Genomic DNA, 23,441 nt, shown 5'->3' with positions numbered 1-23,441 from the left:
TTACATTGATTTCAACGAAACCTTCTTCATAATTTCCACGTATAATACTGTAAAATACCAATTTTATGAAAAGAGGAATTTTAATGGAGCAAGCCCTACTTGAGCGGGTAAAGCACACACGGATATTTTTACGAAAAGAACTGCTAGCAACAATATTCGAAGAATTTGATGTCCAGCGTATGGGGCTCGATGAGGAACAGCGTTTAGAGAAATATCGTACAATGCTAGAAAGTCCATTTCGTTTTTTCCGAGGGAGTGCCTATTTATTTTATTTTGATATCACGAAAGTGCCATCGATTTTCCATACAGCCGATAGCAGGCCTACTTGGATTCAAGGCGATATGCATATGGATAACTTTGGTGCATTCCAAAATGAGACAGGTGCTATCGTTTTTGATGTCAATGATTTTGATGAAGGCTATGTTGGCTCTTATTTATACGATGTTATTCGTATGAGCGTTAGTATCTCACTTTATCTCGAGGAACAAGGTTTACATATTGCGGCTCAGAAAATGGCGATGCATCATTTTTTACAAGGCTATCTGGATCAATTAAAACGATTCCAACGTAAACAAGATGATCCGCTAACGCTAACATTTACAAAAGACAATACCAAGGGACCAATTAAAAAAGTCTTGAAAAAGCTTGAGAATCGTCAACGTTCTCATTTTTTACAAGATATAACACACATTAACGATAACGGACAGCGTGTTTTCCTATGGAATGAAGAAGTTCAACCTGTATCTGAAGATGAATATGCAGCTATTTCTAACGTACTTGCCAAGTACATGATTAAAGACATTGCCGTTAAACATGGCTCAGGCACTGCATCCATTGGTTTAAAACGCTATTATATTTTAGTAGATGGCGAAACAGACGCTCTAGGAGTAGAAGATTTAGTACTTGAAATGAAGGAAGTGCGTACGGCGATTCCTGCTTACTTCCTTCCATATAATGAAGCTTTCTGGGCTAGCTATGCACATCAAGGTGCACGTGTTGTCGGTACCCAAAGGGCGATGCATCATTTAGAGGACCCCCATTTAGCTTATGTCACGATGGATGGGCAAGAATATTATATTCGTGAGCGTTCACCTTATAAGAAGAAAATAAAACCTAAAAACTACAAAGACTTAGAAGATTATTTTGTCACAACGTCCACTATGGGGCGCATCGCAGCAAAAATTCATGCACGTGCCGATATCGATTATTCCAATGTTTTTACTTACCATAGTGAGGACGAAATTTTAAAAGCTATCGGTAAGGAGCGCAACGTCTTTATTGAAAGTACGATTTTACAAGCAATGCACTACAAGGAAATCGTTTATGCAGACTATGAGCTGTTTAACAATTGGGTAGCAGAGAAGTTTAAACATCTAGCAACAGTTTCGGAGTAAACAAAAAAAGTCGCTCATAATGGGTCCGCGAAGATATAAATGAAACAGAACCTCTTCCCGAGAACGAACAGCTACAGCATTATATACGTTGGACATTTTTAAGTCACGGTCAACACAAATTTCGAACAAAAAACACAGAAAAAAGCAAAAGGTTTTGAGATGCTGTGCATTCTCAAAACCTATTGTCTTCCATGTAAGCTCGTTCAACAAGCATGATATTATTTTAGATAACTAGGACAAGAAAAATCGTTATCCTGTAATTCAAAAGTGTAAGAACAGTTACAACGCTTCGATAACTATACGATTTTCAAGAAGAAGGTCTACATGATGCCTTGAAAATTTTAACTCTATCCTCACGACAAAGTTCTAATAAATTATTACTTATAGCCCGCAAAAATAAAACTTATTTAACTTTTGCTCTAATTCTGTCAAGCAAGAAACCTCCTTTAAATGACTTCGGCTCGTATGAAATAATAAATGCATTCGGTTCAAGTTGTTCTACTAATTGAAACAGCTCTACCTCGCGATTTCGCTTCGTCAAAATTTCGTATTTATAACGATTACTGTCTCTGCCCTCTCCAACATAAATCGTTACTGCAAATCCTTCATTTCGTAACAGCTTAACTAGTTCTTCATTTTTATTTTGTGTGTTAATTGTCGTATATACATAGCCAATAGCAAGTTTGCGTTCAATTTTTGCTCCCACAAAAATACCCAAACCAAAACCAACTGCATAAACAATCATTGCTAAAATACTTTGATCCCCATTAAATACAAGCGAAAGACCAAACACATAGATTAACATTTCTAGCATACCAAACATCGCTGCAAGTAAAGTCACATTTTTAACTAAGAATATTGTACGTAAAGTTAAAAAAGGTACATAGATTAATTGTAGTAATAAAATCAGCAATATATTTTGCATTTTTAAGACCTTTCGAAGTTATATTTTTGAAACACTATATTTCATAGTAATGAATATCTAAATGAAAAGGTCGCATTCAATAGTGAATGCGCCTTAAAACATGTATTTACTTTTAAAAACATTATCAGGTCTACTCCTATTTTTTTATATTAATTACATTAATACGGTTTAATAGATTATATGCAGGTTCTTTGCTTAATAAACCTTTTCTAATAACTATTTCTTTAATTCCCAGCATCAGTTTTATATGCCTCTGCTACAACAGTAACACCAATTTAGTTATAGATTTAACATTTCCCTCTTTTGCCTTTTAATAAACATCAGGTTTACAGTAAATGGGTGCCCAAAAGTCATTGGAAAGCATCCTGCAAACAATTTATTGAAATACAGACCTTTCTCGATAGGCTGTTTTCTATAGTTTCTTGTTACTCAATGAAAAACGAAGCAGGATAATCGAACAAGCAAGTTGTATTATACATAGTAGGTGAAAGAAAAAACAAGGATTTATGGTTGAGGGAACATTAAGGGAATGCATAAAGAATGATAAAGGTTTCGAGTCTTTACATATTATGTCTTTATTAAAGAGTGAATTTGAAAAAAGGTATCAAGGCTAACGTATTACTTCACTAACAAGTACTTTAAATGCAACAAACACCCGAACTCCTTATTTATATTCGTTCTAAGGTTCCCTCGATGCTACAAAGCTTTTCACGATTTGCGTTAATTTAACGTGGGTTTGCGTGCTGTTTGCTTTCCTATTATGTATAGGTAACTAACGAGGTAAAATATTATAATTTCACTCACTAAATTTTTATATTATAATATAATTTTGGATATTATTTCATACGTTTATGTAGTTATAAAGTAAAACGTAGCGTCTTAACGAGGTGAAAAATTGCAAAGAATAATAATAGCAATTGGGTATATCGTTTTTTTAACATTATTTTTATACCTAACTATTAAAACACTGATTTTTTCTACAATGAGTGATTCTTTTCCTAATTTCCAATTTATTATAACTATGCTTGTATTCATAGTAGTCACATGGACATTAGGATTACTGATGAAAAAATCCGAAATTTTTAGAAATTCTAAGGTTCTATTTGTAGGATCTTCTGCGCTTTCATTAATTATTGTAATGGTGATATTTTGAAACTCTTAGAATAAAAAAGCAGTGGATTAAAGCTCCACTGCTTTTTCTTGTTATTCTTTCTTTTACTCGTAAATAGTATAAACTTGAATCGCTACCACCCACATAGCTTTACCTTCAGCATATAGCCAAGCAAGACCGATTATCGTTAATATCCAGCAGCAACTTTTGTCCATGTAGGTTCTAGTACTAAATACAAAACAGCTACAAGGCTCATAGCGTCTGTTCCTCCCAACTCTTCTAACATGTGTTTTCGCATTCAAAAAAGCCACCTACTTTCAACTAAATTAATAGGTGAAAATAGGCGACTTGCTAACATTCTTTTCATCAAAATATGTGGGATATTTAGATGAAAGCTATTTAATTATTTGCTGTAAAATTAGCCCTGCATCGGATCATTTTTATGTTTTGGGCCAATCATATTAAATAAAATGTTCAGGACAATCGCTGTGACAGAACCACAGACGATGCCATTTGACGTTAAAATGGCTACGCCCGGTGGCAGTGATGCAAAGATATCTGGAACGACAGATACGCCGACACCAAGACCGACAGCAATCGCAGCAATCATGGCATTTTCCGCTGATTCATTCATAACTGGTACTAACATACCCATACCTTGCGTAATCACCATACCAAACATCGCAAGCATTGCCGCACCAAGTACTGGTGTTGGAATAATTGTTGTTAACGCTGCGATTTTCGGTAGGAAGCCAAGTGCTACAAGTAAGCCACCTGTGATATAAATAACTTTGCGGTCTTTCACGCCAGACATGCGTGTAAGTCCCACGTTTTGCGAAAATGTTGTATATGGGAAGGCATTGAAAATACCGCCAATGACAGAAGCAAGACCTTCAGAACGATAACCACGCGCTAAATCTTTAGAATCTAGTTTTTTATTGCAAATATCGCTAAGTGCAAAATAAACCCCTGATGATTCTACTAGCGAAACCATCGCTACAAGCGTCATTGTAAGAATTGCGGTTGCATCGAACGTTGGCATGCCGAAGTAAAATGGCTGTACCATGTGCACGACACCTGCATCGGAAACAGGACTAAAATCGACTTTACCCATGAATATACCTAAGACTGTACCCGCCACTAATCCGATTAAAATCGAAATGGCACGGACGAAGCCTGTTGAAAAACGATAAACCACTAAAATAATAGCTAATGTAATAAACGCTAAAGCAACATTGGAACCAGATGCAAAATCTGGTGCGCCTTGTCCACCCGCCATATTGTTCAATGCAACTGGCAATAATGAGATACCAATAATCGATACAACAGAACCGGTTACAACTGGTGGGAAGAATTTCACTAGCTTACCAAAAAAGCCTGCAATCACTACCACGATTAAACCAGATGCAATAATCGAACCATAGATATCTGTAATCCCTTGCTCAGGATTGGTTCCGATTGCGATAATCGGACTAACCGCTGTGAACGTACAACCCAGTACTACTGGTAAACCAATACCGATAAACTTGCCAGAATAAACTTGTAACAGTGTTGCGATACCACACATCATAATGTCTATCGCCACTAAGTACGTCATTTGTTTAGCATCAAAGCCAAGTGCCCCACCAATAATCAGCGGCACTAAAATGGCACCGGCATACATCGCAAGTAAGTGTTGAATAGCAAGTGTCGTTGCTTTAAAGTTATTCATTACGCGCGATCCTCCGCAAATGTTACTTTGCCATCTTCTAAAGAATTGACAATTGCTAAGGATTCCACGCGAATACCTTGTTGTCGTAATAATTTCCCGCCATCTTGGAAGCCCTTTTCAATAACAATCCCCACTCCGACAACATTTGCACCTGCTTGAGATGCGATGTCTAATAATCCTTTCACCGCTTCCCCATTTGCTAGGAAATCGTCAACGATTAAGACATTATCGTCTGCGTTTAAGAAATTACGTGATACTGAAATATCATTTGTTTCGTTTTTTGTGAAAGAGTGTACTTTGGAAGAATAAAGATTATCTGATAGTGTTAGAGATTTCCGTTTACGAGCAAATACAACTGGAGCTCCGATTTCCAGCCCAAGCATGACTGAAGGTGCAATACCTGAAGATTCGATCGTCAGTACTTTCGTAATAATTTGGTCAGAGAAGCGATTTGCAAACTCATGTCCAATTTCCTTCATAAGCTGTGGATCAATTTGATGATTTAAAAACGAATCTACTTTTAATACAGATGAAGATAAAACTTTACCTTCTTGCATGATTTTGTCATGTAATAACTTCATTTCCTTAAATCCTTCTTTCTTATTAATAATAGAAAAAACGCTGAATACTTTGATTCCAATCATCTACGAGTGGAGCAAAGCGTTCAGCGCAAAAACGTCGACACAATTAGAAAAACGGCTCACCAACTTGTAGGAGGTCTTCTAAAACATTGCTACCCATAGTCGATTCATTTACGGTAAATCGGTAGAAACTCGCGAGCCCTATTCTCGCTATTATATGAGTGAAATGGTATTAAGCTGTTAGAATGTCCTTATTATAAACATCCACTTTTGTACATTCAATATGAATATTAATAATAGGATTATTTTAAATTTTCGGAATTAACTGGTATTCCTGCACTTTTTGACAGTGAACGTTCGTGTTTCACATCAATGTTCTGATTATATCAGACTATTTTCGACCATGCTAGTCATTATTTTGATAAATGGAAAGGTACTGTCATAATGACGACATTTTTGTGAAATAACAACGATGTACGAATTAATAGACTCGATTGATTGTGTAACATATGATGCCAACCTTTTTTCGGTAAAAATTGTGGAATGACAACTGTAACTTGATAATCTGTTTTCGCATATTGATGTTCAACCTTGTCGATAAATTTTTTCAATGGTTGTGTAATACTACGATACTGCGAATAGTAAGTGACAAGTCGCACATCTGGTTTCCAAGCCTTCCATTTCTCTTCAAATGCTTTTGCATCTGCTTGATCGAATGCCACATAGAAGGCAATAATTTTCTCTACCTTTAGCGACTGCGCATAATGCAATGAGTTTTCTACCACTTTAGTAATGCCAGCTACTGGCACAATAAAGACATTGCCCTCTACATTCGGTAATGCTACATGATCTAATCTGAGCTGTTCTCCCACTGCATCATAATGTAGCTTAATGCGATGAAACAGCCCAATAATAATTGGTAAAAATATAAATACTGGCCATACTTGGGCTAACTTTGTCACAAAAAACATCATCGCAACAATAAATGAAATCGCTGCACCAATCGTATTCACTGTAAATTTTGCCATCCAGCCACTTGGCTTTTCACGCCACCATTTTCGCATCATACCTGTCTGGGCTAATGTAAACGGGATAAAAACACCCACTGCATAAAGTGGAATTAAAAGCTCTGTTGTCCCATCAAACAAAATAATTAGCACAATTGCTGCTGCCCCAAGCATCAAAATGCCATTCGAATAGCCAAGACGATCCCCACGAATTTGAAATATTCTTGGAATAAAGCCGTCCTTCGATAAATTTACCGCAAGTAACGGAAAAGCTGAATAACCTGTATTGGCAGCAAGCACCAATATCATTGCAGTTGTTCCTTGCACAATATAGTAAAACATATTGCGCCCAACACTCGCCTCTGCAATTTGTGATACCACTGTTGCCTGTTCATTTGGTACCACTCCATAGAAATAGGCTAGACTCACGATACCAATAAATAGCACCGCTAAAATGCCTCCCATTGCTAGTAAAGTTTTAGCTGCATTTGTGGGAGCAGGATTTTTAAAATTTGGTATGGCATTAGAAATTGCTTCTACACCTGTCAGAGCAGAACTACCTGAAGCAAATGCCTTTAATAATAGAAACAGGCTAATCCCCGCAACTGGTGTACCTATTTTTGGATGGAGATCTGCGGGTACTTGCCCTGTTGCTACATTATAAATCCCTACTGCAATTAATAGCAGCATTACTGCTACAAATAGGTATACAGGGTAAGCTAAAATGGATGCAGATTCTGTAACACCTCGTAGATTTAAAAGCGTTAAACAAATAACAAAGAACACAGCAATGACTACGTTATATGCATGTAAGCTTGGGAAGGCCGAAGTAATAGCATCCGTTCCCGCAGAAACACTAACAGCAACTGTTAATATATAATCCACGAGTAGTGAACCACCTGCTACAAGACCTGCATTGACACCTAAATTTTCACGAGAGACGACATACGCCCCACCACCATGTGGATAGGCATAAATAACCTGACGATACGATAAGATGAGTGCCACGAGCAGCACTGCTACTCCGAATGCTATCGGTAAAGAATACCAAAATGCAATCGCACTTACTGTCATGAGCACTAATAAAATTTGCTCTGGTCCGTACGCAACAGATGACAACGCATCCGATGATAAGATAGCAAGCGCCTTTGTTTTACTAAGCTTTTGTTCCCCGAGCGCATCGGATTTTAAAGGTTTTCCGATAACATAACGTTTGAATGAAGATCCCATACTAAACACCTTCTAGTTTCATAGAGTGTGTTTCTCGTTTCTAAATCAATATTCGCTTAGACAGGCTTGCTACCGCTTCAATACTACAACACGATAGCTGAATGAAGATAAAAAACGTCTACAAGTCATCACTAAATACGACTTGTAGACGTTTTTTCGTCTGCAAGCTTCAATTTTTCTGCTCTTAACGCTTACGGGGTTAGCTGTCGGATTCGGGCCATGAGTAGCCCTACTCTTCAGTAATAAAGAGATTCACCCCAAGGATTGCCTATACAATCCACGAAATTGGTTCCCCCGCGTCTATTTGCTTCAGCGATTTAGAAATTTGAAACTTTTATAATGATGTCATATTACGCTTGTCAATTGAAAAAGTAAAGGTGAAAAGTATAGGTATTGTATATTCTTTTAAGATAGCTTATCAGTACCTTAGCCAACAAAGAGTGCTGAACGATTTCCATCCCCTTCTTAACGTAAAAAACTACCTTAAAAGTATACACTCACTTTTAAGGTAGCTGTCCGATTTTAATCTTCAATATCTTGTTCAAAACTCACAATTTCGCCTGTCAAAGCATTGATGTCTATTTCATATTCAAGCTGTCCGTCTACGATTTCAATTTCATAAACGCCATCATCCATCTTGATTTTTGTCACTGTACCCTTTGCCTTCGTTAAAGCTTTTTCTATTGCCTGCTCTTTTGTTATTGTAGTTGCTGTAGTGTTAGTCGTAGCTTGGAGATTTCCCCCCATATCGTCATCTAAATCATCATTGTCTAATCGTTCTTTCTTTTGCTTCAACAACTTTCCTGTAACGGCATCGAATTTCAAGTCATATTCTTCCGTTTCAGTGCGAACCTCTACTTCGTATACAGAATTGTAACGATTCTTTTCGAATTCGATGTCTGACACCGTACCATTTACTACTGATAATGCCTTTTTCTCAATTTCTTGCATTGTTAGAATCTTTTTCTCTTGTGCATTCCCTGTTAATAAAGATGTCGAGCCAATTACCGCACCAATGCCAAGGACACCAACTATTGCCGGAATTATAACGATTTTTTTCATATCCATCTCTCCTTTGTTTTATCTATCCTTAGCTTATCAAGTAAAGATGATAGGACAATAAGAGAAAGATTAGAATTTCATGAGAAGACCTTTTTCTTTATATCAGCTCTTTAATGATCGTTGTCCCAAGTAACTGACAACACTTTACCAGAAACTGCATGTATTTGAAAAACAGCCTCATCCTTGTCGGTTTCGATTTCCACTAAGTAATAACCGCCATCTTCTGTTTTCTCATAATCAACCGAATCAACTTCGCCATTTAGCTGCTGTAAGGCAATTTGAATCGCCTGCTGCTTGGAAATTACACTCGTTCCTTCATCAGGCTCTGTCACCTGCTGCACCTCTACCTCTGTTAATACCTTTCCAGTATAAGCATCAAGCGTAAGCTTTTTCACCATATCTTCTTTCTTAATTTGCACCATATAGGTAGTGTCAGTTAAGGTTACACTGTCTATCATACCAGGAGTATGGGCTAATGCTCTTGGCCGAATTTCTTGCTCTGTGAGCAGTTTATTAGCGGGCTTTTTAATTTTTAAATTACTTACCTGTTGTGTATGCTGATTCAACTCAATAGCATAGGTAGCACCACCTCGGAAAAAAACTATTTCGTAGTTCTCTCCTCTTTTCTTAATATGCTCCACTTGTCCATTATAAAGCTCTTCGATACGTGAAATTGCCTCTGCTTCTCCTAGCGGTTTATCGCGAAAGAAACGATCTTGCAGAAACCATAGTGAAAAACTGCATAAAATGATCATTATCGAAACTGGAATCGTCCATTTTTTCATCATTGCTCCTCCTTCGGCACGTGCAGTGTAAAGGAAGAACCCTTCCCAACTATACTTTTGACCTCAATTGTAATAGCTAGCTGATCGGCAAGCTCCTGCGCAATAGCTAGCCCTAAACCTGTACCTCCAGTTTTTCGATTGCGGTCCTCTGCTACTCGATAAAAGCGCTCAAATAAATGTGGGATATGTGCTTCTGGAATACCGATACCAAAATCCTGAATGGTGATAAGGACATGGCTTGGGGTTTCTGTTGCACGTAACTGTACCTCACCATCGCTGTATTTGCGCGCATTATCAAGCAAAATGAAAAGAAGTTGCTTCACTATTTTCTCATCACTATAAATATATTTGGGCATCTCTGTATCAACAATAAATGAGCGATGATACGCTTGTTGCATTTGTGACGCAGCCTTTTTTAGTAACGGATTAAGCTCTAATTGTACATAATGCACAGCAAGTTGCTCTTTGTTTTTCGCTAAATCTAATAATTGTAGCACCATTTCATGCATATGCGCGGATTCATTTACAATCGCTTGGAGAGATTCTTGTGCGACTTCTTTATTGTCAAAACCTCTACGTAACAGTAATTTTGCATAGCTTTCAATAACTGTAATAGGTGTTTTTAACTCGTGTGAAGCATTCGAGACAAACTGCTGTTGTTTTTGGTAGTGCTGTTCAAGCTTTTCCATCATGCCATTAAATGTATAGCTAATTTCAGTAAGCTCATCACGATTTTTATCGAGGATTTCAATTTTTTCATATGTCCCTGTCTCAGCGCTTTTTTTCATTGTCTGACTTAATCGTTCAAGCGGCTGTAAAATCAAATTACTAAGCGCAAGGCTCGCTAAAAAGATAGGAATCATTGCCACCAGTGTTACCACGACTAAAATGATTTTAAGTAGGCCCATCATGTTAGCTACTTCTTCCATTGACTGCATTAACTCAACTTGTACTACAGTCCCATCAGTCCAAATTACAGGCATATCATACGTAATGTAAGGTACGTCCGGCATATTTAGTGTCGTTTGTACCTTCATCTTCAACTGCTCTCCATCATAGATATAAACAGCTCCGTCCGTTGGCATATATGCGCGTAAAACCTGCTGCAAATTGCTTTGTTCATCTAGTTGACTGAGTGCGGTACTGAGCTCATCTGCACGCTGCTGTAGCTGCTTTTCTTCAGTATTATCAGCAAGTTTCTCATATAAAAAGTAAATGCCACTGTTAGTCGCTACTAAAATCACCAACATCAATAGCGTTGTGAGCAGATGGATTTTTGTTTTAAGTCTCATGCTTGTGCTCCTTTAGCACATACCCAACACCGCGCACCGTATGGATTATTGGCTCATTGCTAGCAGTTTCAAGCTTGTGACGTACATAACGAATATAGACATCTACAACATTCGTATCACCGTAATAATCGTAGCCCCATACAGCCTCTAAAATCTGCTCCCGCGTTAGTACTTGCTTAGGGTGCTTCAGTAAATATAAAAGTAGGTCATACTCACGTGGTGTTAGTTGTACATTGTTACCGTAATAAACAACCTCTCTTGTTTGTTCATCGATAGATAACTGTCCATACAGTTGTGCTACTTCTTGGCCATTAATTTTTTGTGAAAATCTTAATGCTGTCCGAATACGAGCGAGTAATTCTTCAATTTCAAATGGCTTTGTTATATAATCATTCGCCCCCAAGTCCAGGCCCTTTACCTTATCCTCAACATCACTTTTAGCTGTAAGCATAATAACAGGTGTTTGCAACTCTGTTGCACGAATACGCTTTAGTACATCAATCCCGCTCATCTCCGGCAACATGACATCCAGAAGGATCAAGTCCCATTGTTGTTCACGATATTTCAGCAAGCCGTCCGTTCCCGTATGAGCCATTTCTGCCTCATAACCCTCAAATTGAAGCTCTAATTGCAATACACGAGCAATGCTTTCTTCGTCTTCTATAATTAATATTCGATTCGTCATGTGGTGTCATTCCTCACCGTTTTATTTTCATCGTAAACTACATTGGGTGTCAAAGTCTAATTAGAAAATGATGAGAACAGTGAAGAACAGTGACATCAAAACATGTCATCCTTAAACACCTTAGAGTAAAACATAGAAATCCCCCGCTAGGACTGCAACATCTACCTTAGGAAGAGAGGTACCTTAGAGCAATGAAACTTTGCTGTCATCTAATTTTTTTTTAGAAATGAGCAAACAACTTCACATTTATCAGTTCAAGCTATAGAATAGTAGTATATTATTTTTCCTTAGGGAAACTTTATTTCTTTTGAGATACTTTTTGAAACGAGGGAACGTTATGGTTTATAAACGCAATATTAAGCCGACAGCTGAGGCGGTTTTAGATGGCGATATTCAAGGTTGGAGACGCATTCTCCCCTTCCTTGGCCCAGCCTTCATCGCAGCTGTTGCCTATATAGATCCTGGCAACTTTGCAACAAATATTACGGCTGGCTCACAGTACGGTTATTTACTTCTGTGGGTCATCGCATTTTCAAATTTAATGGCTGTACTCATTCAATCATTATCAGCAAAATTAGGCATAGCGACTGGAAAGAATTTACCGGAAGTCTCACGTGAGCACTTTTCTAAAAAAACATCAATCTTTCTATGGATACAAGCTGAATTGGTTATCATCGCAACTGATCTTGCGGAGTTCATTGGAGCAGCACTCGGCCTTTACTTATTGTTTAACATTCCGATGCTTCCAGCCGCACTTATTACCGCAGTCGGGTCATTTGCTATTCTAGAATTACAACGTAGAGGTTTTAGAGCATTTGAGGCAGGTATTTCTGGTATGGTGTTAATTGTCGTATTAGCATTCGCTTTCCAAACATTTTTAGCGCAACCGAATTGGGGCGATGTAGCAATAGGAATTTTCACACCACAATTTGAAGGTGTTGACTCTCTATTACTTGCAACAGGTATTTTAGGCGCGACGGTTATGCCACACGCTATTTATTTACATTCTTCATTAACACAAAGCCGTGTTGTTGGGCGAAATGATGGGGAAAAACGCAGAATTTTCCGCTTTGAGTTTATCGATATTGTCATCGCGATGGTTATTGCTGGTGCGATTAATATGAGTATGTTAATCATTGCAGCAGCTGTGTTCCATACACAAGGATTAGTAGTAGAGGATTTAGATATAGCCTATAACGGATTACGTGATGCACTTGGCCCGATGGCAGCAGTCTCCTTTGGGCTTGGGCTTCTCATTGCAGGGCTGGCAAGTTCTTCTGTCGGGACATTAGCAGGGGACGTAGTTATGCAGGGCTTTATTCGAAGAAAAATTCCATTGTACTTACGCCGAGCAATTACTATGATTCCCCCAATTGCCATTATTGCATCTGGCGTCAATGCTACTTATGCACTTGTGCTAAGTCAAGTCATTCTATCATTTGGTATTGCTTTTGCTCTTGTGCCTCTTGTCATGTTTACAAGTAAAAGAGACATTATGGGCAGTCTTGTCAATCATCGTGTAACAACTGGACTAGGTTGGATTGTGGTAGTAATAGTTGTTGCGCTAAATATTTATTTATTATGGGAAACTATATTTGCATAAAAAAATGCCAGAAACTCTAACAAAGTAACATTGTTAAAGTTCCTGGCTTAGGGGCTATTATGTTAAATTGTCAGAATTGTTTGGGTGCCATTGTTTGGGTGCCTGGCACCTTAAACATCTACGCTTTCAATATTTCGAATGGATAAGTAGGCAATGATAATACCGATGATTGCTAATGTTATCGGGATAACTATAATGTCATTTAAAGAAAAGTTACCCGTATTAGAGGATACGACCATGACAATTAATAAGGATGAAAGTATTGTTGTTGGAATCGAATATTTTTTCATACCAAAGTACAAAGGAATTAGAGACATTCCTGTTGCTGCAATAGCATTCATAAACGTGGAAGGGATTTGTTGCATAACCACTGTCATTGTTAACGTATCCGGGATTAATTGATAGGTCGTACTAACCAAACAAAATATAGTAGTAATAAATACATTAGAAACAATAATAGCAACGAATGTAAATATAATGACAATTGCAAGCTTGGCGGCAATCAATTTTTTTCTCTTTATCGGATACATAAATGCTGTAGTGATTGTTCGATTTTTATATTCTCCAATAATCAGTTTGGCAATTAATGTAGCAGCAAAGACAATAAATACACCTCTTACAAAAGAGTCAATGACAGTTAGTGCTATCTGATAGTTTTCGATAGCACTATCTTCTTCTATTTTCGAGATAAACAGGATCATAAACATAAAACCTGCTATGACGAAATTTGCAATGATAGCTGCTTTTACATAGGAGCCTAACTGATACTTCTTCATCTCTAAACGCATTAAATTAAGCACTTACTACACCCCCATTAATTATTTTTAAGAAATAATCTTCTAATGAGCTTGTTTTCTTGCTAATTCCTTCAATATCAATATCATGTTCAATGAATGTTTTTGAAATATCCTTTTGAGAAGTGGACGTTTCATAAATCCGAATACAATGCCCATCAATTAGTTTAAAGTTTGATATCTTTAATTTATTCTCTAAAATGAAAGCAGCTTTCTTCCCATCACTCACAAACATTTCAATATACTCTGTTTGGCTACGGTTGACATTATCCATTGATACCTCTATTATTAATCTACCATTATTAATTACACCAATCGTGTCAGCTAATTGTTCAATTTCTCCTAAAATGTGACTAGAAACTATAATTGTTATGCCATATTCTTTACAAAGCATCATGAATAACTCACGAAGCTCCTTAATTCCAATTGGATCAAGACCGTTAATTGGCTCATCCAAGATAAGTAATTCCGGTTTTGTAATAATTGCTCGTGCAATGCCCAATCGCTGTTTCATACCAAGTGAAAAGTCTTTTACACGTTTCTTATCCGTATTTGTTAGCTTTACTAAATCAAGTACATGACTAATTTCATTTTTATTGTAATAACCCATATATTCACAATGCAGTTCCAAGGTTTCCCTAGCCGTTAATTTCTCGTAGAAAATTGGATATTCTATAATAGTTCCCATCCTTTTTAGCACTTCGTAGGATTGATCTGTTAATTTTTCACCAAAAATTTCGATATCCCCACTTGTTGGCTTAATAAGGTTTGTTAACATTTTCATTACTGTCGTTTTCCCTGCACCATTGGGACCCAAAAAACCGTATATCTCCCCCTTCTTCACATGCAAATTGACATTCGCTACAACTTCATTGCCCTCATATACTTTTGTAAGTTGATTAGTCTTTACAATATAAGTCATTTTTAAATCCCCCCTAAGTATGTGTCTTTCTTTATTATAAAAAGTAAAACTCTCTATTTTATTACTCAATTCTTACTTATTTCTTAAATGCAGAAGAAAAGCCTGTAGAGCATTATCAGCTCTACAAGCAGAGTTGCTTAATATGTCATTCTTTTTAAAGAAACAGTAAAAATTGTTTTCTCATAGGGGATACTTGAAAGATGAATGGAGCCATTCATTATTTCTACAAGTCGCTTCGTTATCGTTAAGCCAAGCCCACTCCCTTGAAATGATTTATTTCTTGAATCTTCAAGTGTATACATTCTTTCAAAAACATAATCAGCTTGGTATTCATTGATCCCCTTCCCACGATCCCAAACGTCTATATAAATATTTGCACTATCCTTTCTTACAACTATTCCAATCATATTTCCTTCTGCGCCATAAGCAAGTGCATTGGACAGTAAATTGTTCAATATTCTATCTAGCGCTTCCTCATTACCAAGTGCAAAAATTGGTTTTTCTGGAATATCAATGTCAATTTCTAGCCCCTTTGACGTCACTAAATCGTATAATGAGAGGATATTTTTTCTACATATTTCACTTACATTTATTTTGGTTATAGGATAATCGGTATCGCCCGCTTCAATTTTAGCAAGATCGAAAAAGGAATGAATAATGCACAATACCTCCAGTGTTTTTGTATGAACACCTGCCAGCAATCTTTGCCGCTCGTCATTGCTGATTGGCTTGTCTAGTTGAAGTATCTCAATATAGCCTAGGACTACTGTCAGTGGTGTTTTGAGATCATGTGAAATATTAGCAAGCATCTTTTTCATAGAACCTTCCATTTTTCGATGCGTGGCCAATATTCTTTGATTATGATTCAGTAATGTATTCATGGCATTCAGTAATTGTTTTATTTCACTATTCGTCGTCGAAACTAAAATTTTCTCATTTGTTTGTTCAGTCATTATTGATTGCAGCTTATTATGCATGTAATAAATAGTAGCATTTTGTTTTTTCTTTTCTTTGACCTGAAAACCAATAATCCCAATGAGTAATACAATAATCATAGATAACAACAAAACCATACAATCAACCTTCTAACTTATAGCCAATTCCCCATAATGTCTTAATATATTGGGGATTGGATGGATCATCTTCAATTTTTTCTCGTAGCCTTCTTATATGGACATTGATAATATTTTCATCACCATAATATTCATCATTCCAAATCTGCTGATAGATTTGCTGCTTTGTAAATACTCGATTACGATTTGTGGCAAACAGCTTTAAAATTCCAAACTCCTTTGAGGTAAGTTTTACTATTTGCTAATTTTTTTCAACTGAAAAATTAGTTACATTAATTGATAAATCACCGACGATTAATACATCTTGCTTTTCTTCAATCTGATTCGAATACTTGGTCGCTCGTCTAATCGCCGCTTTTACCCTCGCTGAAAACTCCAACATTGAAAATGGCTTTGCAATATAATCGTCTGCTCCCAACCCTAATCCTAGCGCTTTATCGACATCACTATCTTTTGCAGACATAATAATAATTGGAAGTGCCTCTTGCTGACGAATAATCTTTAAAACTTCTAATCCATCAAGTTTTGGTATCATAATATCCAAAATGACTAAATCAAACGAAGTACTTAAACATTGTTGTACAGCTTCTTCACCATTTGAAACAGAGGAAACGACAAATCCCTCCATCAATAAAAATTTTTCCACCATTTCTCGGATGGCTTCATCGTCTTCTACTAGTAATATATGTTTTTGCATAATGTGCACCTCTTCTCTTCTTAAGAGAAACTTTTTATGTATAATAAACAGATCATATCTAAACAAATGTCTATTTAACCTTCCGTATCTATAATACCTTACCATATTAAAAAAATTTAAGATTATTTTATTTACTACTAAAAAAGCTATCCTATTAGCCATTTTACAATGACTTACAGGATAGCTCCATTAGCTATTTTTCCACGTTCAAATCACAATCCTTAAGTGGAATCATTTTCGTTTTATTTTTTACTTTAAAGCCAATCCATAATGCTAAAAACAGCGGTATTCCAATATATGAAACCAGTATGCCATACCAGTCAATTGTTTCACCTGTAAAGGCTGTGTAGTTTTGACCGACTACAACAATCATACACACTGTAAAGGCAAAAATCGGACCAAATGGATATAGCTTCGCTTTATAGGGTAGTAATTTCGAATCTAGACCTTGAGCCTCGAAAGCTCTACGGAAACGGTAGTGGCTATAGGCGATACCGAGCCATGCGATAAAGCCTGACATACCCGAGGCATTAAGCAGCCATATATAGACAACCCCATCACCAAAAAAGGACGCTAGAAACGCAAGACTGCCTACTGCTAATGTCGCCATTAAAGCATAAATTGGTATTCCACGGCGACTTAACTTCATGAAGACTTTCGGTGCATGTCCATCAACAGCTAATTGCCATAGCATACGCGATGACGCATAGAGCCCTGAATTTCCCGCTGATAGCATAGCTGTTAAAATAATGGCATTCATCAGTGAAGCTGCAAAGGCGATACCTAATCGATCAAATACTAGTGTAAATGGAGAGACTGCAATGTCTTCAGATAGTAAACGTGCATCTGTAAACGGAATAAGCATCCCAATGGCTGCAATCGCTAAAATATAGAATAAGATAATACGCCAGAACACAGATTTCACTGCTTTAGGAATATTTTTCCCTGGGTCATCTGTTTCCCCAGCCGTAATACCAAGTAGCTCTGTCCCTTGGAACGAGAATCCCGCTGCTAAGAAAATACCAAATGTAGCAAGGAAGCCACCATGGAAAGGCCCATCACTAATGAAGAAATTCGTGAAGCCGACGGGTGCTTGCCCGCCCAAAATACCAAATATCATCAGAATACTGACAATAATGAAGATAATAACCGTTGCAACCTTTATCATTGCAAACCAATATTCACTCTCACCGTAGCTTTTTACTGATAGAAGGTTAAATGATAGTACTATAGCAATAAACAATACTGTCCAAAGTGCTGACGAGCTATCTGGGAACCAGTATTTCATGATTAGTGAGACAGCTGCAATTTCTGCTGCGATCGTAATGGCCCAGTTATACCAGTAATTCCAACCAAGTGCAAAACCTAGTGCTGGATCTACAAATTTACTGGCATACGTACTAAACGAACCCGAGGATGGCATGTAGGCAGCCATTTCCCCTAGGCTTGTCATTAAAAAATACACCATAATACCGATTAAGGCGTAAGCAAGTAGTGCGCCACCAGGGCCTGCCTGTGCAATGGCACCACCACTTGCCAAAAATAGTCCAGTACCAATTGTGCCGCCTAGCGAAATCATTGTTATATGACGACTTTTTAATTCTTTTTTTAGCTTTGGCGGTTTATGTCCAAGCTGATTAACTTTTATTTCACTCACGTTAAAGCTTCCTTCCTTTTATAAGAGGTACTCATATTCACCTCGACGTAATTGTACCCATTGTGTTCGCACATCATAACATTGGCGAATTAGGTACAGTAAAATGCGTACCTATCAGTCAGCGGAGATTCTACTTTAGTCAGTAGGTAATCACATACCTACCGTAAAGAAATAAAAAAACGCCATCACATAAACGTATGAACGTTGTGATGGCTAAGTTAATCCCCAGTTCTTTCAAATGATAGCGCAACACGTCATTCCAACGTGACAGTTCTGTTCCTTTCGGAAACAGCCCCAGCATGAGGTTTTCAAGTCCCCTCACACTTCGGCGGTATTTCCTTTCAGCTAACATCTTTAATGCTTGTCATTTCCGTTAGCATACTTTTAAACACCGCGACCTCTACCTCAATACAAACATGAGGCATATAATTATTAAATTTATGATGCTACTCAGTTTATCATACGACCTTAGACATTTCAATAACAATAGTAGTATTCAATATTTTAAGAATTTTCTACTATTTTTAATAATGTGGTAAAGTGGTATAGTTGTTCGAATTATTATTGTTTTAATTCAAGGAGGACTTATTTTGGCAACTAATGAACATGCTACTTATCCTAGCAAAAAAATTAGCTGGAAGGGAAAAACGCTATTACTTGTCATTGGTGTTATTTTTATAGCTTCTACACTACGGATGCCACTAACTGTCGTTGGTCCAATTATTTCCTTCATTCGTGAAGGCCTTGGCATTTCCAACGTACTCGCCGGCTTTTTGACAACAATTCCATTACTAGCGTTTGCGATTATATCACCATTTGCCCCAGTCGTTGCACGCAAATTAGGTTTAGAATTGACATTGTTTTTATCAACAATTTTATTAGCATTTGGCATTATCACTCGATCCCTTGGTACAACTGCACTACTCGTTCTCGGAACCGTACTAATTGGGGTTGCGATTTCTTTTGGTAATGTGCTTATACCAGGTTTACTGAAACTGAAATTTCCTTACCACGTCGGTTTACTAATGGCATTCTTCACAGTGTCTATGAACCTGTCAGCAGGTGTAGGGGCTGGTGTTAGTTATCCAGTAGCCAATTCTTTTCTTGGTTGGCAAGGAGCTCTCGCAATAGCTCTTATTCTAGTTGTCTTTACCATTATAGTTTGGATACCACAATTAAAATCGAATAAACCCGAAGTTGCTTTCGTATCTACGAAAGCGCGTATACCATTATGGAAATCACCGGTAACTTGGGCTGTAACGGGGGCAATGGGGTTACAATCACTCATATTTTATACAACGGCGGCATGGATACCTGAAATTTATATTGCCCAAGGACTCGCTGCCGATCGTGCTGGCTGGATGTTTTCAACAATGCAGTTTTCACAGATACCTATGGCGCTAGTTGTACCTATTATTGCAAGCAAAATGAAATCCCAACGTCCTCTTGTCATAATTTTTACAGTGTTTTATGTTATTGGCTTTATTGGTTTAGTAATGGAATGGACAAGTCTTGCAGTTCTTTGGATGATGCTTCTTGGCTTAGCCGGGGGAGCTTCATTTGCGTTAGCCATGATGTTTTTCACTCTACGTACACGCACGGCCTACGAAGCAGCTGATTTATCTGGCTTTGCACAATCTATTGGTTATTTACTAGCAGCAGTTGGACCAATCTTATTTGGTTATCTGCATGATTTATTTGGAGGCTGGAACATCGCTGGCTGGCTCTTCGTTGTGGTGGCATTACTACTCTTCTTCTGCTCTATGAGAGCATCTAAGAATGAATATGTGAATTAAATAAAAAAGGCAGCTCATGTGCTTCTGATGTGCTGCCTGTTCTATTCAGTAAGGGGGCTTCTGATAAAAATAGTTTGGCGTATTGTAAACATTGACGAAAGGCTTATGAAAGATATGTGTTGCAGCGGGCGATAGTGGCGGAATTAGCCATGCCCAATTACCTGTTAGCTCTCGTCCTGCCTTCTCTTCTGCTTCTTCAAATAGCTTAAACTGTTGTGCTGCCGTGTGATGATCCACTATGCTAACGCCGTCTTCTTTAAAGGAATGCAGCACTGCAATATTCAACTCAACTAATGCACGATCTCTCCATAGTGATACCTGCTTTGTCATATCCAACCCAAATATTTCTGCTATTGCTGGTAGCATGTTATAGCGATCGTGATCGGCTAAATTGCGTGCACCAATCTCTGTGCCCATATACCAGCCATTAAATGGTGCCGCTTGAAAATCAATTCCTGCCATCTGAAAGCGCATGCTCGATATAATTGGTACAGCATACCATTTTAAGTCAAGCGCCTCGACCTTTGAATATTGTGGATGACGAATAGGGACTTCTAAAATATATTCAGGTGGGATTGTAAATAATTGTGGTGTTCGCTGATCTACTTGCACAATCAGGGGCAATACATCAAACGCTGTTCCCTCACCTTGCCAGCCTAGCGATTTGCATATTTTTGTGAAAGCGATAGAATGTGAATCACCAACGATTCCCTCTTGCGTTTCATAGCCTGCATAACGAATAAGCTGATGATTCCATATACGCACACGTTCTGGTGCAAACACCGTAATTGTCGGACGGATTTTCCCATCATTTGTTGCATACTGAATATGTGCCAGCAAAGTTTCAAAAATGGACTGCTCATCTAAGATATCCCGTGCATCAACAACATGTAGCGATTGCCAAAATAAACGACCAATGCATTTATTACTGTTACGCCATGCTACCCGTGCTCCAAAAACTAATTCTTCTGTTGTCGGGTTATACTCCCCTTCAGATTCCACCTGTTGTAATCTATTTGCCAGCCATGTTTCGGACTCATTTTGTTCTGATTGATAAAGTGCTAAAAACCGCTGTACCTCTAGTAAATTCATGTCGATTTCCTCCATCTATTCTCATATTAGAACAATGGCACAGGATTCACCATGAAAAAATCTACTAGAAAACATACATATTGCATATATGAAATACTTTGTTCAAATTTAAGCTCATACTTTTTTCAATTATATTTTTGCCACTATAAAATCTTAGACTTTATCTCTATTAAAGAATGATGAAAAAGATTGTTATACCCCTCTACAATCTATAACTGTAGGCGTAAACTCACGTAGGACACAAAAAAATCAAAAAAAAGCATATAGCAACAACATGCTACATGCTTGATGACCCCTACGGGATTCGAACCCGTGTTACCGCCGTGAAAGGGCGGTGTCTTAACCGCTTGACCAAGGGGCCATGGCTCCGAAGGCAGGACTCGAACCTGCGACAACCTGATTAACAGTCAGGTGCTACTACCAACTGAGCTACTTCGGAATAATGGTGGGCCTAAATGGACTCGAACCATCGACCTCACGCTTATCAGGCGTGCGCTCTAACCAGCTGAGCTATAGGCCCCATTTGGAGCGGGTGATGAGAATCGAACTCACGACATCAGCTTGGAAGGCTGAGGTTTTACCATTAAACTACACCCGCATATGGTGGGTCAGGACGGAATCGAACCGCCGACACTTAGAGCTTCAATCTAATGCTCTACCAACTGAGCTACTGACCCATACGTTCCATGCTAAGCTGCAAATATCTTTATCAGCCAGTCTCGTTTATTCAGTCACATACTGTAAGTACGCTCCTTCATGCACTCGTTTGCTTCTTCAATCTTTTTGCTTATCATGAATCTCTTATTATAAAAATGGCGGTCCCGACCGGGATCGAACCGGCGATCTCCTGCGTGACAGGCAGGCATGTTAACCGCTACACCACGGGACCATTTGGTTGCGGGGGCCGGATTTGAACCAACGACCTTCGGGTTATGAGCCCGACGAGCTACCACTGCTCCACCCCGCGATAATATGAATCGTTATAAATAACATGATGATACGCTTAATGTAAGATGACGTCTTCCACGCTTTGCTTGCGTCGACGTTAATCGCAATCTTCGTATTGCGATTTGCTCCACCCCACGACAATATTATTTATACCGAGCTTTTAGAACACCATTTATAAAATATAAATTGGAGGAGGTAGAGGGATTCGAACCCCCGCGCGGTGTTACCCGCCTGTCGGTTTTCAAGACCGATCCCTTCAGCCAGACTTGGGTATACCTCCGTAACAATATATAAATGGTGGATTTTGTAGACCTGAACCTTTTTATAATAAATCAAAATTCATTGGCTTACAACTTGCAATATTCTAAAATGGGGCGACTGATGGGAATCGAACCCACGAATGCCTGAACCACAATCAGGTGCGTTAACCACTTCGCCACAACCGCCATGAAATTAATTGGCAGGGGCAGTAGGAATCGAACCCACACCAAAGGTTTTGGAGACCTCTATTCTACCGTTGAACTATGCCCCTATGAATTAAAAACTGGTGGAGGGGGACGGATTCGAACCGCCGAACCCTAAGGAGCGGATTTACAGTCCGCCGCGTTTAGCCACTTCGCTACCCCTCCGGCAATACATGGTGCCGGCGATAGGAGTCGAACCCACGACCTACTGATTACAAGTCAGTTGCTCTACCAACTGAGCTACACCGGCAAAAATGGTGGAGGATGACGGGCTCGAACCGCCGACCCTCTGCTTGTAAGGCAGATGCTCTCCCAGCTGAGCTAATCCTCCACATAAAAAATAAGCGAAGCGACGTCCTACTCTCGCAGGGGGAAGCCCCCAACTACCATCGGCGCTAAAGAGCTTAACTTCCGTGTTCGGTATGGGAACGGGTGTGACCTCTTTGCCATCATCACTTCACTTATTTAGTTAAAAGAACTTATTATTTCAAAACTGGATAAACGGTGCATTGAATGTTTCAAACATTTTGGTTAAGTCCTCGATCGATTAGTATTCGTCAGCTCCATGTGTCACCACACTTCCACCTCGAACCTATCTACCTCATCGTCTTT

General features: G+C 38.3%; 16 protein-coding genes, 13 tRNA genes, 2 rRNA genes, 1 pseudogene and 3 riboswitches. Of the genes and pseudogenes, 3 read left to right on the top strand and 29 right to left on the bottom strand.

From position 1 onward, the window contains the following. The first annotated feature begins 83 nt into the window (after positions 1–83). Entirely contained in the window at positions 84–1,394 is a 1,311-nt protein-coding gene (locus C9J35_RS13675) for a DUF2252 domain-containing protein (RefSeq protein WP_107924933.1), read from the top strand. Positions 1,395–1,797: 403 nt separating this feature from the next. On the opposite strand, the gene C9J35_RS13670 is transcribed toward C9J35_RS13675, so the two are convergent. The 8 genes from C9J35_RS13670 to C9J35_RS13630 all read right to left on the bottom strand — a co-directional run bounded on the left by C9J35_RS13670 (position 1,798) and on the right by C9J35_RS13630 (position 11,783). Then, positions 1,798–2,319, bottom strand: coding sequence for a DUF2179 domain-containing protein (locus C9J35_RS13670; protein WP_107924932.1), 522 nt, complete (start codon positions 2,317–2,319; stop codon positions 1,798–1,800). A gap of 1,529 nt (positions 2,320–3,848) precedes the next feature. Next, positions 3,849–5,141, bottom strand: coding sequence for a nucleobase:cation symporter-2 family protein (locus tag C9J35_RS13660; protein ID WP_107924930.1), 1,293 nt, complete (start codon positions 5,139–5,141; stop codon positions 3,849–3,851). Beyond that, a complete protein-coding gene (locus C9J35_RS13655; protein ID WP_054767917.1) occupies positions 5,141–5,722 on the bottom strand; it encodes a xanthine phosphoribosyltransferase in 582 nt (193 codons plus the stop codon). Before C9J35_RS13655 ends, C9J35_RS13660 begins: the two co-directional genes overlap by 1 nt. Before the next feature lie 139 nt (positions 5,723–5,861). After that, positions 5,862–5,963: riboswitch (purine riboswitch) on the bottom strand. Between the two features lie 172 nt (positions 5,964–6,135). After that, a complete protein-coding gene (kimA, locus tag C9J35_RS13650; RefSeq protein ID WP_107924929.1) occupies positions 6,136–7,959 on the bottom strand; it encodes a potassium transporter KimA in 1,824 nt (607 codons plus the stop codon). A gap of 174 nt (positions 7,960–8,133) precedes the next feature. Continuing rightward, a riboswitch (cyclic di-AMP (ydaO/yuaA leader) is annotated at positions 8,134–8,284 on the bottom strand. A 197-nt stretch (positions 8,285–8,481) separates the two neighbouring features. Next, positions 8,482–9,021, bottom strand: a complete 540-nt coding sequence (locus tag C9J35_RS13645) for a PepSY domain-containing protein (RefSeq protein WP_107924928.1) — start codon at positions 9,019–9,021, stop codon at positions 8,482–8,484. Between the two features lie 110 nt (positions 9,022–9,131). Next, positions 9,132–9,809: a PepSY domain-containing protein gene (locus C9J35_RS13640; RefSeq protein ID WP_235616313.1), complete on the bottom strand. Its 678-nt coding sequence runs from the start codon at positions 9,807–9,809 to the stop codon at positions 9,132–9,134. Next, complete coding sequence (locus tag C9J35_RS13635; protein ID WP_107924926.1) at positions 9,806–11,098, bottom strand: sensor histidine kinase; 1,293 nt, start codon at positions 11,096–11,098, stop codon at positions 9,806–9,808. Before C9J35_RS13635 ends, C9J35_RS13640 begins: the two co-directional genes overlap by 4 nt. After that, the gene (locus tag C9J35_RS13630; RefSeq protein ID WP_107924925.1) at positions 11,088–11,783 is read right to left on the bottom strand and encodes a response regulator transcription factor; all 696 of its coding nucleotides are present in this window, start codon (positions 11,781–11,783) and stop codon (positions 11,088–11,090) included. Before C9J35_RS13630 ends, C9J35_RS13635 begins: the two co-directional genes overlap by 11 nt. Positions 11,784–12,120: 337 nt before the next feature. Here C9J35_RS13630 and C9J35_RS13625 point away from each other — a divergent pair, with 337 nt between their 5' ends. Then, positions 12,121–13,386, top strand: a complete 1,266-nt coding sequence (locus C9J35_RS13625) for an Nramp family divalent metal transporter (protein ID WP_107924924.1) — start codon at positions 12,121–12,123, stop codon at positions 13,384–13,386. A gap of 110 nt (positions 13,387–13,496) precedes the next feature. Here the strand turns inward: C9J35_RS13625 and C9J35_RS13620 are convergent, their stop codons facing one another. From C9J35_RS13620 to C9J35_RS13600, 5 genes and pseudogenes are all read right to left on the bottom strand, one after another. Beyond that, positions 13,497–14,186 carry an ABC transporter permease gene (locus C9J35_RS13620; RefSeq protein ID WP_107924923.1) on the bottom strand — a complete coding sequence of 230 codons (690 nt, stop codon included), beginning with the start codon at positions 14,184–14,186 and terminating at the stop codon, positions 13,497–13,499. Continuing rightward, positions 14,179–15,102 (bottom strand): ABC transporter ATP-binding protein, encoded by a 924-nt coding sequence (locus C9J35_RS13615; RefSeq protein WP_107924922.1) that lies wholly within the window; start codon positions 15,100–15,102, stop codon positions 14,179–14,181. The genes C9J35_RS13620 and C9J35_RS13615 overlap by 8 nt, the downstream gene beginning before the upstream one ends. Positions 15,103–15,239: 137 nt before the next feature. Beyond that, the gene (locus C9J35_RS13610) at positions 15,240–16,175 is read right to left on the bottom strand and encodes a sensor histidine kinase (RefSeq protein WP_107924921.1); all 936 of its coding nucleotides are present in this window, start codon (positions 16,173–16,175) and stop codon (positions 15,240–15,242) included. Between the two features lie 4 nt (positions 16,176–16,179). Beyond that, positions 16,180–16,872, bottom strand: a pseudogene (locus C9J35_RS13605) (response regulator transcription factor). Positions 16,873–17,065: 193 nt separating this feature from the next. After that, positions 17,066–18,529 (bottom strand): amino acid permease, encoded by a 1,464-nt coding sequence (locus C9J35_RS13600; RefSeq protein WP_107924920.1) that lies wholly within the window; start codon positions 18,527–18,529, stop codon positions 17,066–17,068. 234 nt (positions 18,530–18,763) lie between these two features. Continuing rightward, positions 18,764–18,940, bottom strand: a riboswitch (Lysine riboswitch). 179 nt (positions 18,941–19,119) lie between these two features. On the opposite strand from C9J35_RS13600, the gene C9J35_RS13595 reads away from it, so the two are divergent. Next, positions 19,120–20,325 carry a CynX/NimT family MFS transporter gene (locus C9J35_RS13595; RefSeq protein ID WP_107924919.1) on the top strand — a complete coding sequence of 402 codons (1,206 nt, stop codon included), beginning with the start codon at positions 19,120–19,122 and terminating at the stop codon, positions 20,323–20,325. A gap of 45 nt (positions 20,326–20,370) precedes the next feature. Here C9J35_RS13595 and C9J35_RS13590 read toward each other — a convergent pair whose 3' ends face one another. The 16 genes from C9J35_RS13590 to C9J35_RS13515 form a co-directional block, all read right to left on the bottom strand. Continuing rightward, a complete protein-coding gene (locus tag C9J35_RS13590; RefSeq protein ID WP_054767916.1) occupies positions 20,371–21,417 on the bottom strand; it encodes a nitric oxide synthase oxygenase in 1,047 nt (348 codons plus the stop codon). Between the two features lie 289 nt (positions 21,418–21,706). After that, positions 21,707–21,778: transfer RNA gene (locus C9J35_RS13585), tRNA-Glu, on the bottom strand. 1 nt (position 21,779) lies between these two features. Beyond that, a tRNA-Asn gene (locus C9J35_RS13580) sits at positions 21,780–21,856 on the bottom strand. A 4-nt stretch (positions 21,857–21,860) separates the two neighbouring features. Then, positions 21,861–21,937: transfer RNA gene (locus tag C9J35_RS13575), tRNA-Ile, on the bottom strand. A gap of 4 nt (positions 21,938–21,941) precedes the next feature. After that, a tRNA-Gly gene (locus C9J35_RS13570) sits at positions 21,942–22,015 on the bottom strand. Between the two features lie 3 nt (positions 22,016–22,018). Continuing rightward, positions 22,019–22,094 (bottom strand) — tRNA-Phe (locus C9J35_RS13565). 136 nt (positions 22,095–22,230) lie between these two features. Next, positions 22,231–22,306: transfer RNA gene (locus C9J35_RS13560), tRNA-Asp, on the bottom strand. Between the two features lie 3 nt (positions 22,307–22,309). Continuing rightward, positions 22,310–22,384: transfer RNA gene (locus C9J35_RS13555), tRNA-Met, on the bottom strand. 168 nt (positions 22,385–22,552) lie between these two features. Beyond that, positions 22,553–22,645, bottom strand: a tRNA-Ser gene (locus C9J35_RS13550). 90 nt (positions 22,646–22,735) lie between these two features. Next, a tRNA-His gene (locus tag C9J35_RS13545) sits at positions 22,736–22,811 on the bottom strand. Positions 22,812–22,823: 12 nt separating this feature from the next. Next, positions 22,824–22,897: transfer RNA gene (locus C9J35_RS13540), tRNA-Trp, on the bottom strand. A gap of 13 nt (positions 22,898–22,910) precedes the next feature. Beyond that, positions 22,911–22,994, bottom strand: a tRNA-Tyr gene (locus C9J35_RS13535). A 9-nt stretch (positions 22,995–23,003) separates the two neighbouring features. After that, positions 23,004–23,079, bottom strand: a tRNA-Thr gene (locus C9J35_RS13530). A 5-nt stretch (positions 23,080–23,084) separates the two neighbouring features. After that, positions 23,085–23,160, bottom strand: a tRNA-Val gene (locus C9J35_RS13525). Between the two features lie 13 nt (positions 23,161–23,173). Further along, a 5S ribosomal RNA gene (gene rrf / locus C9J35_RS13520) occupies positions 23,174–23,289 on the bottom strand. 67 nt (positions 23,290–23,356) lie between these two features. After that, a 23S ribosomal RNA gene (locus C9J35_RS13515) occupies positions 23,357–23,441 on the bottom strand; the annotation flags it as partial.

It is taken from the genome of Lysinibacillus parviboronicapiens, assembly GCF_003049575.1.
GTDB lineage: Bacteria > Bacillota > Bacilli > Bacillales_A > Planococcaceae > Lysinibacillus > Lysinibacillus parviboronicapiens.
The sequence above is the reverse complement of the archived record's forward strand: the minus strand, read 5'-3'. Positions and strand labels throughout refer to the sequence as shown.

What these genes read in the sequence shown, in the direction of transcription:
- C9J35_RS13675 (WP_107924933.1), top strand. Translation starts at nt 84, where the DNA reads ATGGAGCAAGCCCTACTTGAGCGGGTAAAGCACACACGGATATTTTTA.
- C9J35_RS13670 (WP_107924932.1), bottom strand. Translation starts at nt 2,319, where the DNA reads ATGCAAAATATATTGCTGATTTTATTACTACAATTAATCTATGTACCT.
- C9J35_RS13660 (WP_107924930.1), bottom strand. Translation starts at nt 5,141, where the DNA reads ATGAATAACTTTAAAGCAACGACACTTGCTATTCAACACTTACTTGCG.
- C9J35_RS13655 (WP_054767917.1), bottom strand. Translation starts at nt 5,722, where the DNA reads ATGAAGTTATTACATGACAAAATCATGCAAGAAGGTAAAGTTTTATCT.
- kimA (WP_107924929.1), bottom strand. Translation starts at nt 7,959, where the DNA reads ATGGGATCTTCATTCAAACGTTATGTTATCGGAAAACCTTTAAAATCC.
- C9J35_RS13645 (WP_107924928.1), bottom strand. Translation starts at nt 9,021, where the DNA reads ATGAAAAAAATCGTTATAATTCCGGCAATAGTTGGTGTCCTTGGCATT.
- C9J35_RS13640 (WP_235616313.1), bottom strand. Translation starts at nt 9,809, where the DNA reads ATGATGAAAAAATGGACGATTCCAGTTTCGATAATGATCATTTTATGC.
- C9J35_RS13635 (WP_107924926.1), bottom strand. Translation starts at nt 11,098, where the DNA reads ATGAGACTTAAAACAAAAATCCATCTGCTCACAACGCTATTGATGTTG.
- C9J35_RS13630 (WP_107924925.1), bottom strand. Translation starts at nt 11,783, where the DNA reads ATGACGAATCGAATATTAATTATAGAAGACGAAGAAAGCATTGCTCGT.
- C9J35_RS13625 (WP_107924924.1), top strand. Translation starts at nt 12,121, where the DNA reads ATGGTTTATAAACGCAATATTAAGCCGACAGCTGAGGCGGTTTTAGAT.
- C9J35_RS13615 (WP_107924922.1), bottom strand. Translation starts at nt 15,102, where the DNA reads ATGACTTATATTGTAAAGACTAATCAACTTACAAAAGTATATGAGGGC.
- C9J35_RS13610 (WP_107924921.1), bottom strand. Translation starts at nt 16,175, where the DNA reads ATGGTTTTGTTGTTATCTATGATTATTGTATTACTCATTGGGATTATT.
- C9J35_RS13590 (WP_054767916.1), bottom strand. Translation starts at nt 21,417, where the DNA reads ATGAATTTACTAGAGGTACAGCGGTTTTTAGCACTTTATCAATCAGAA.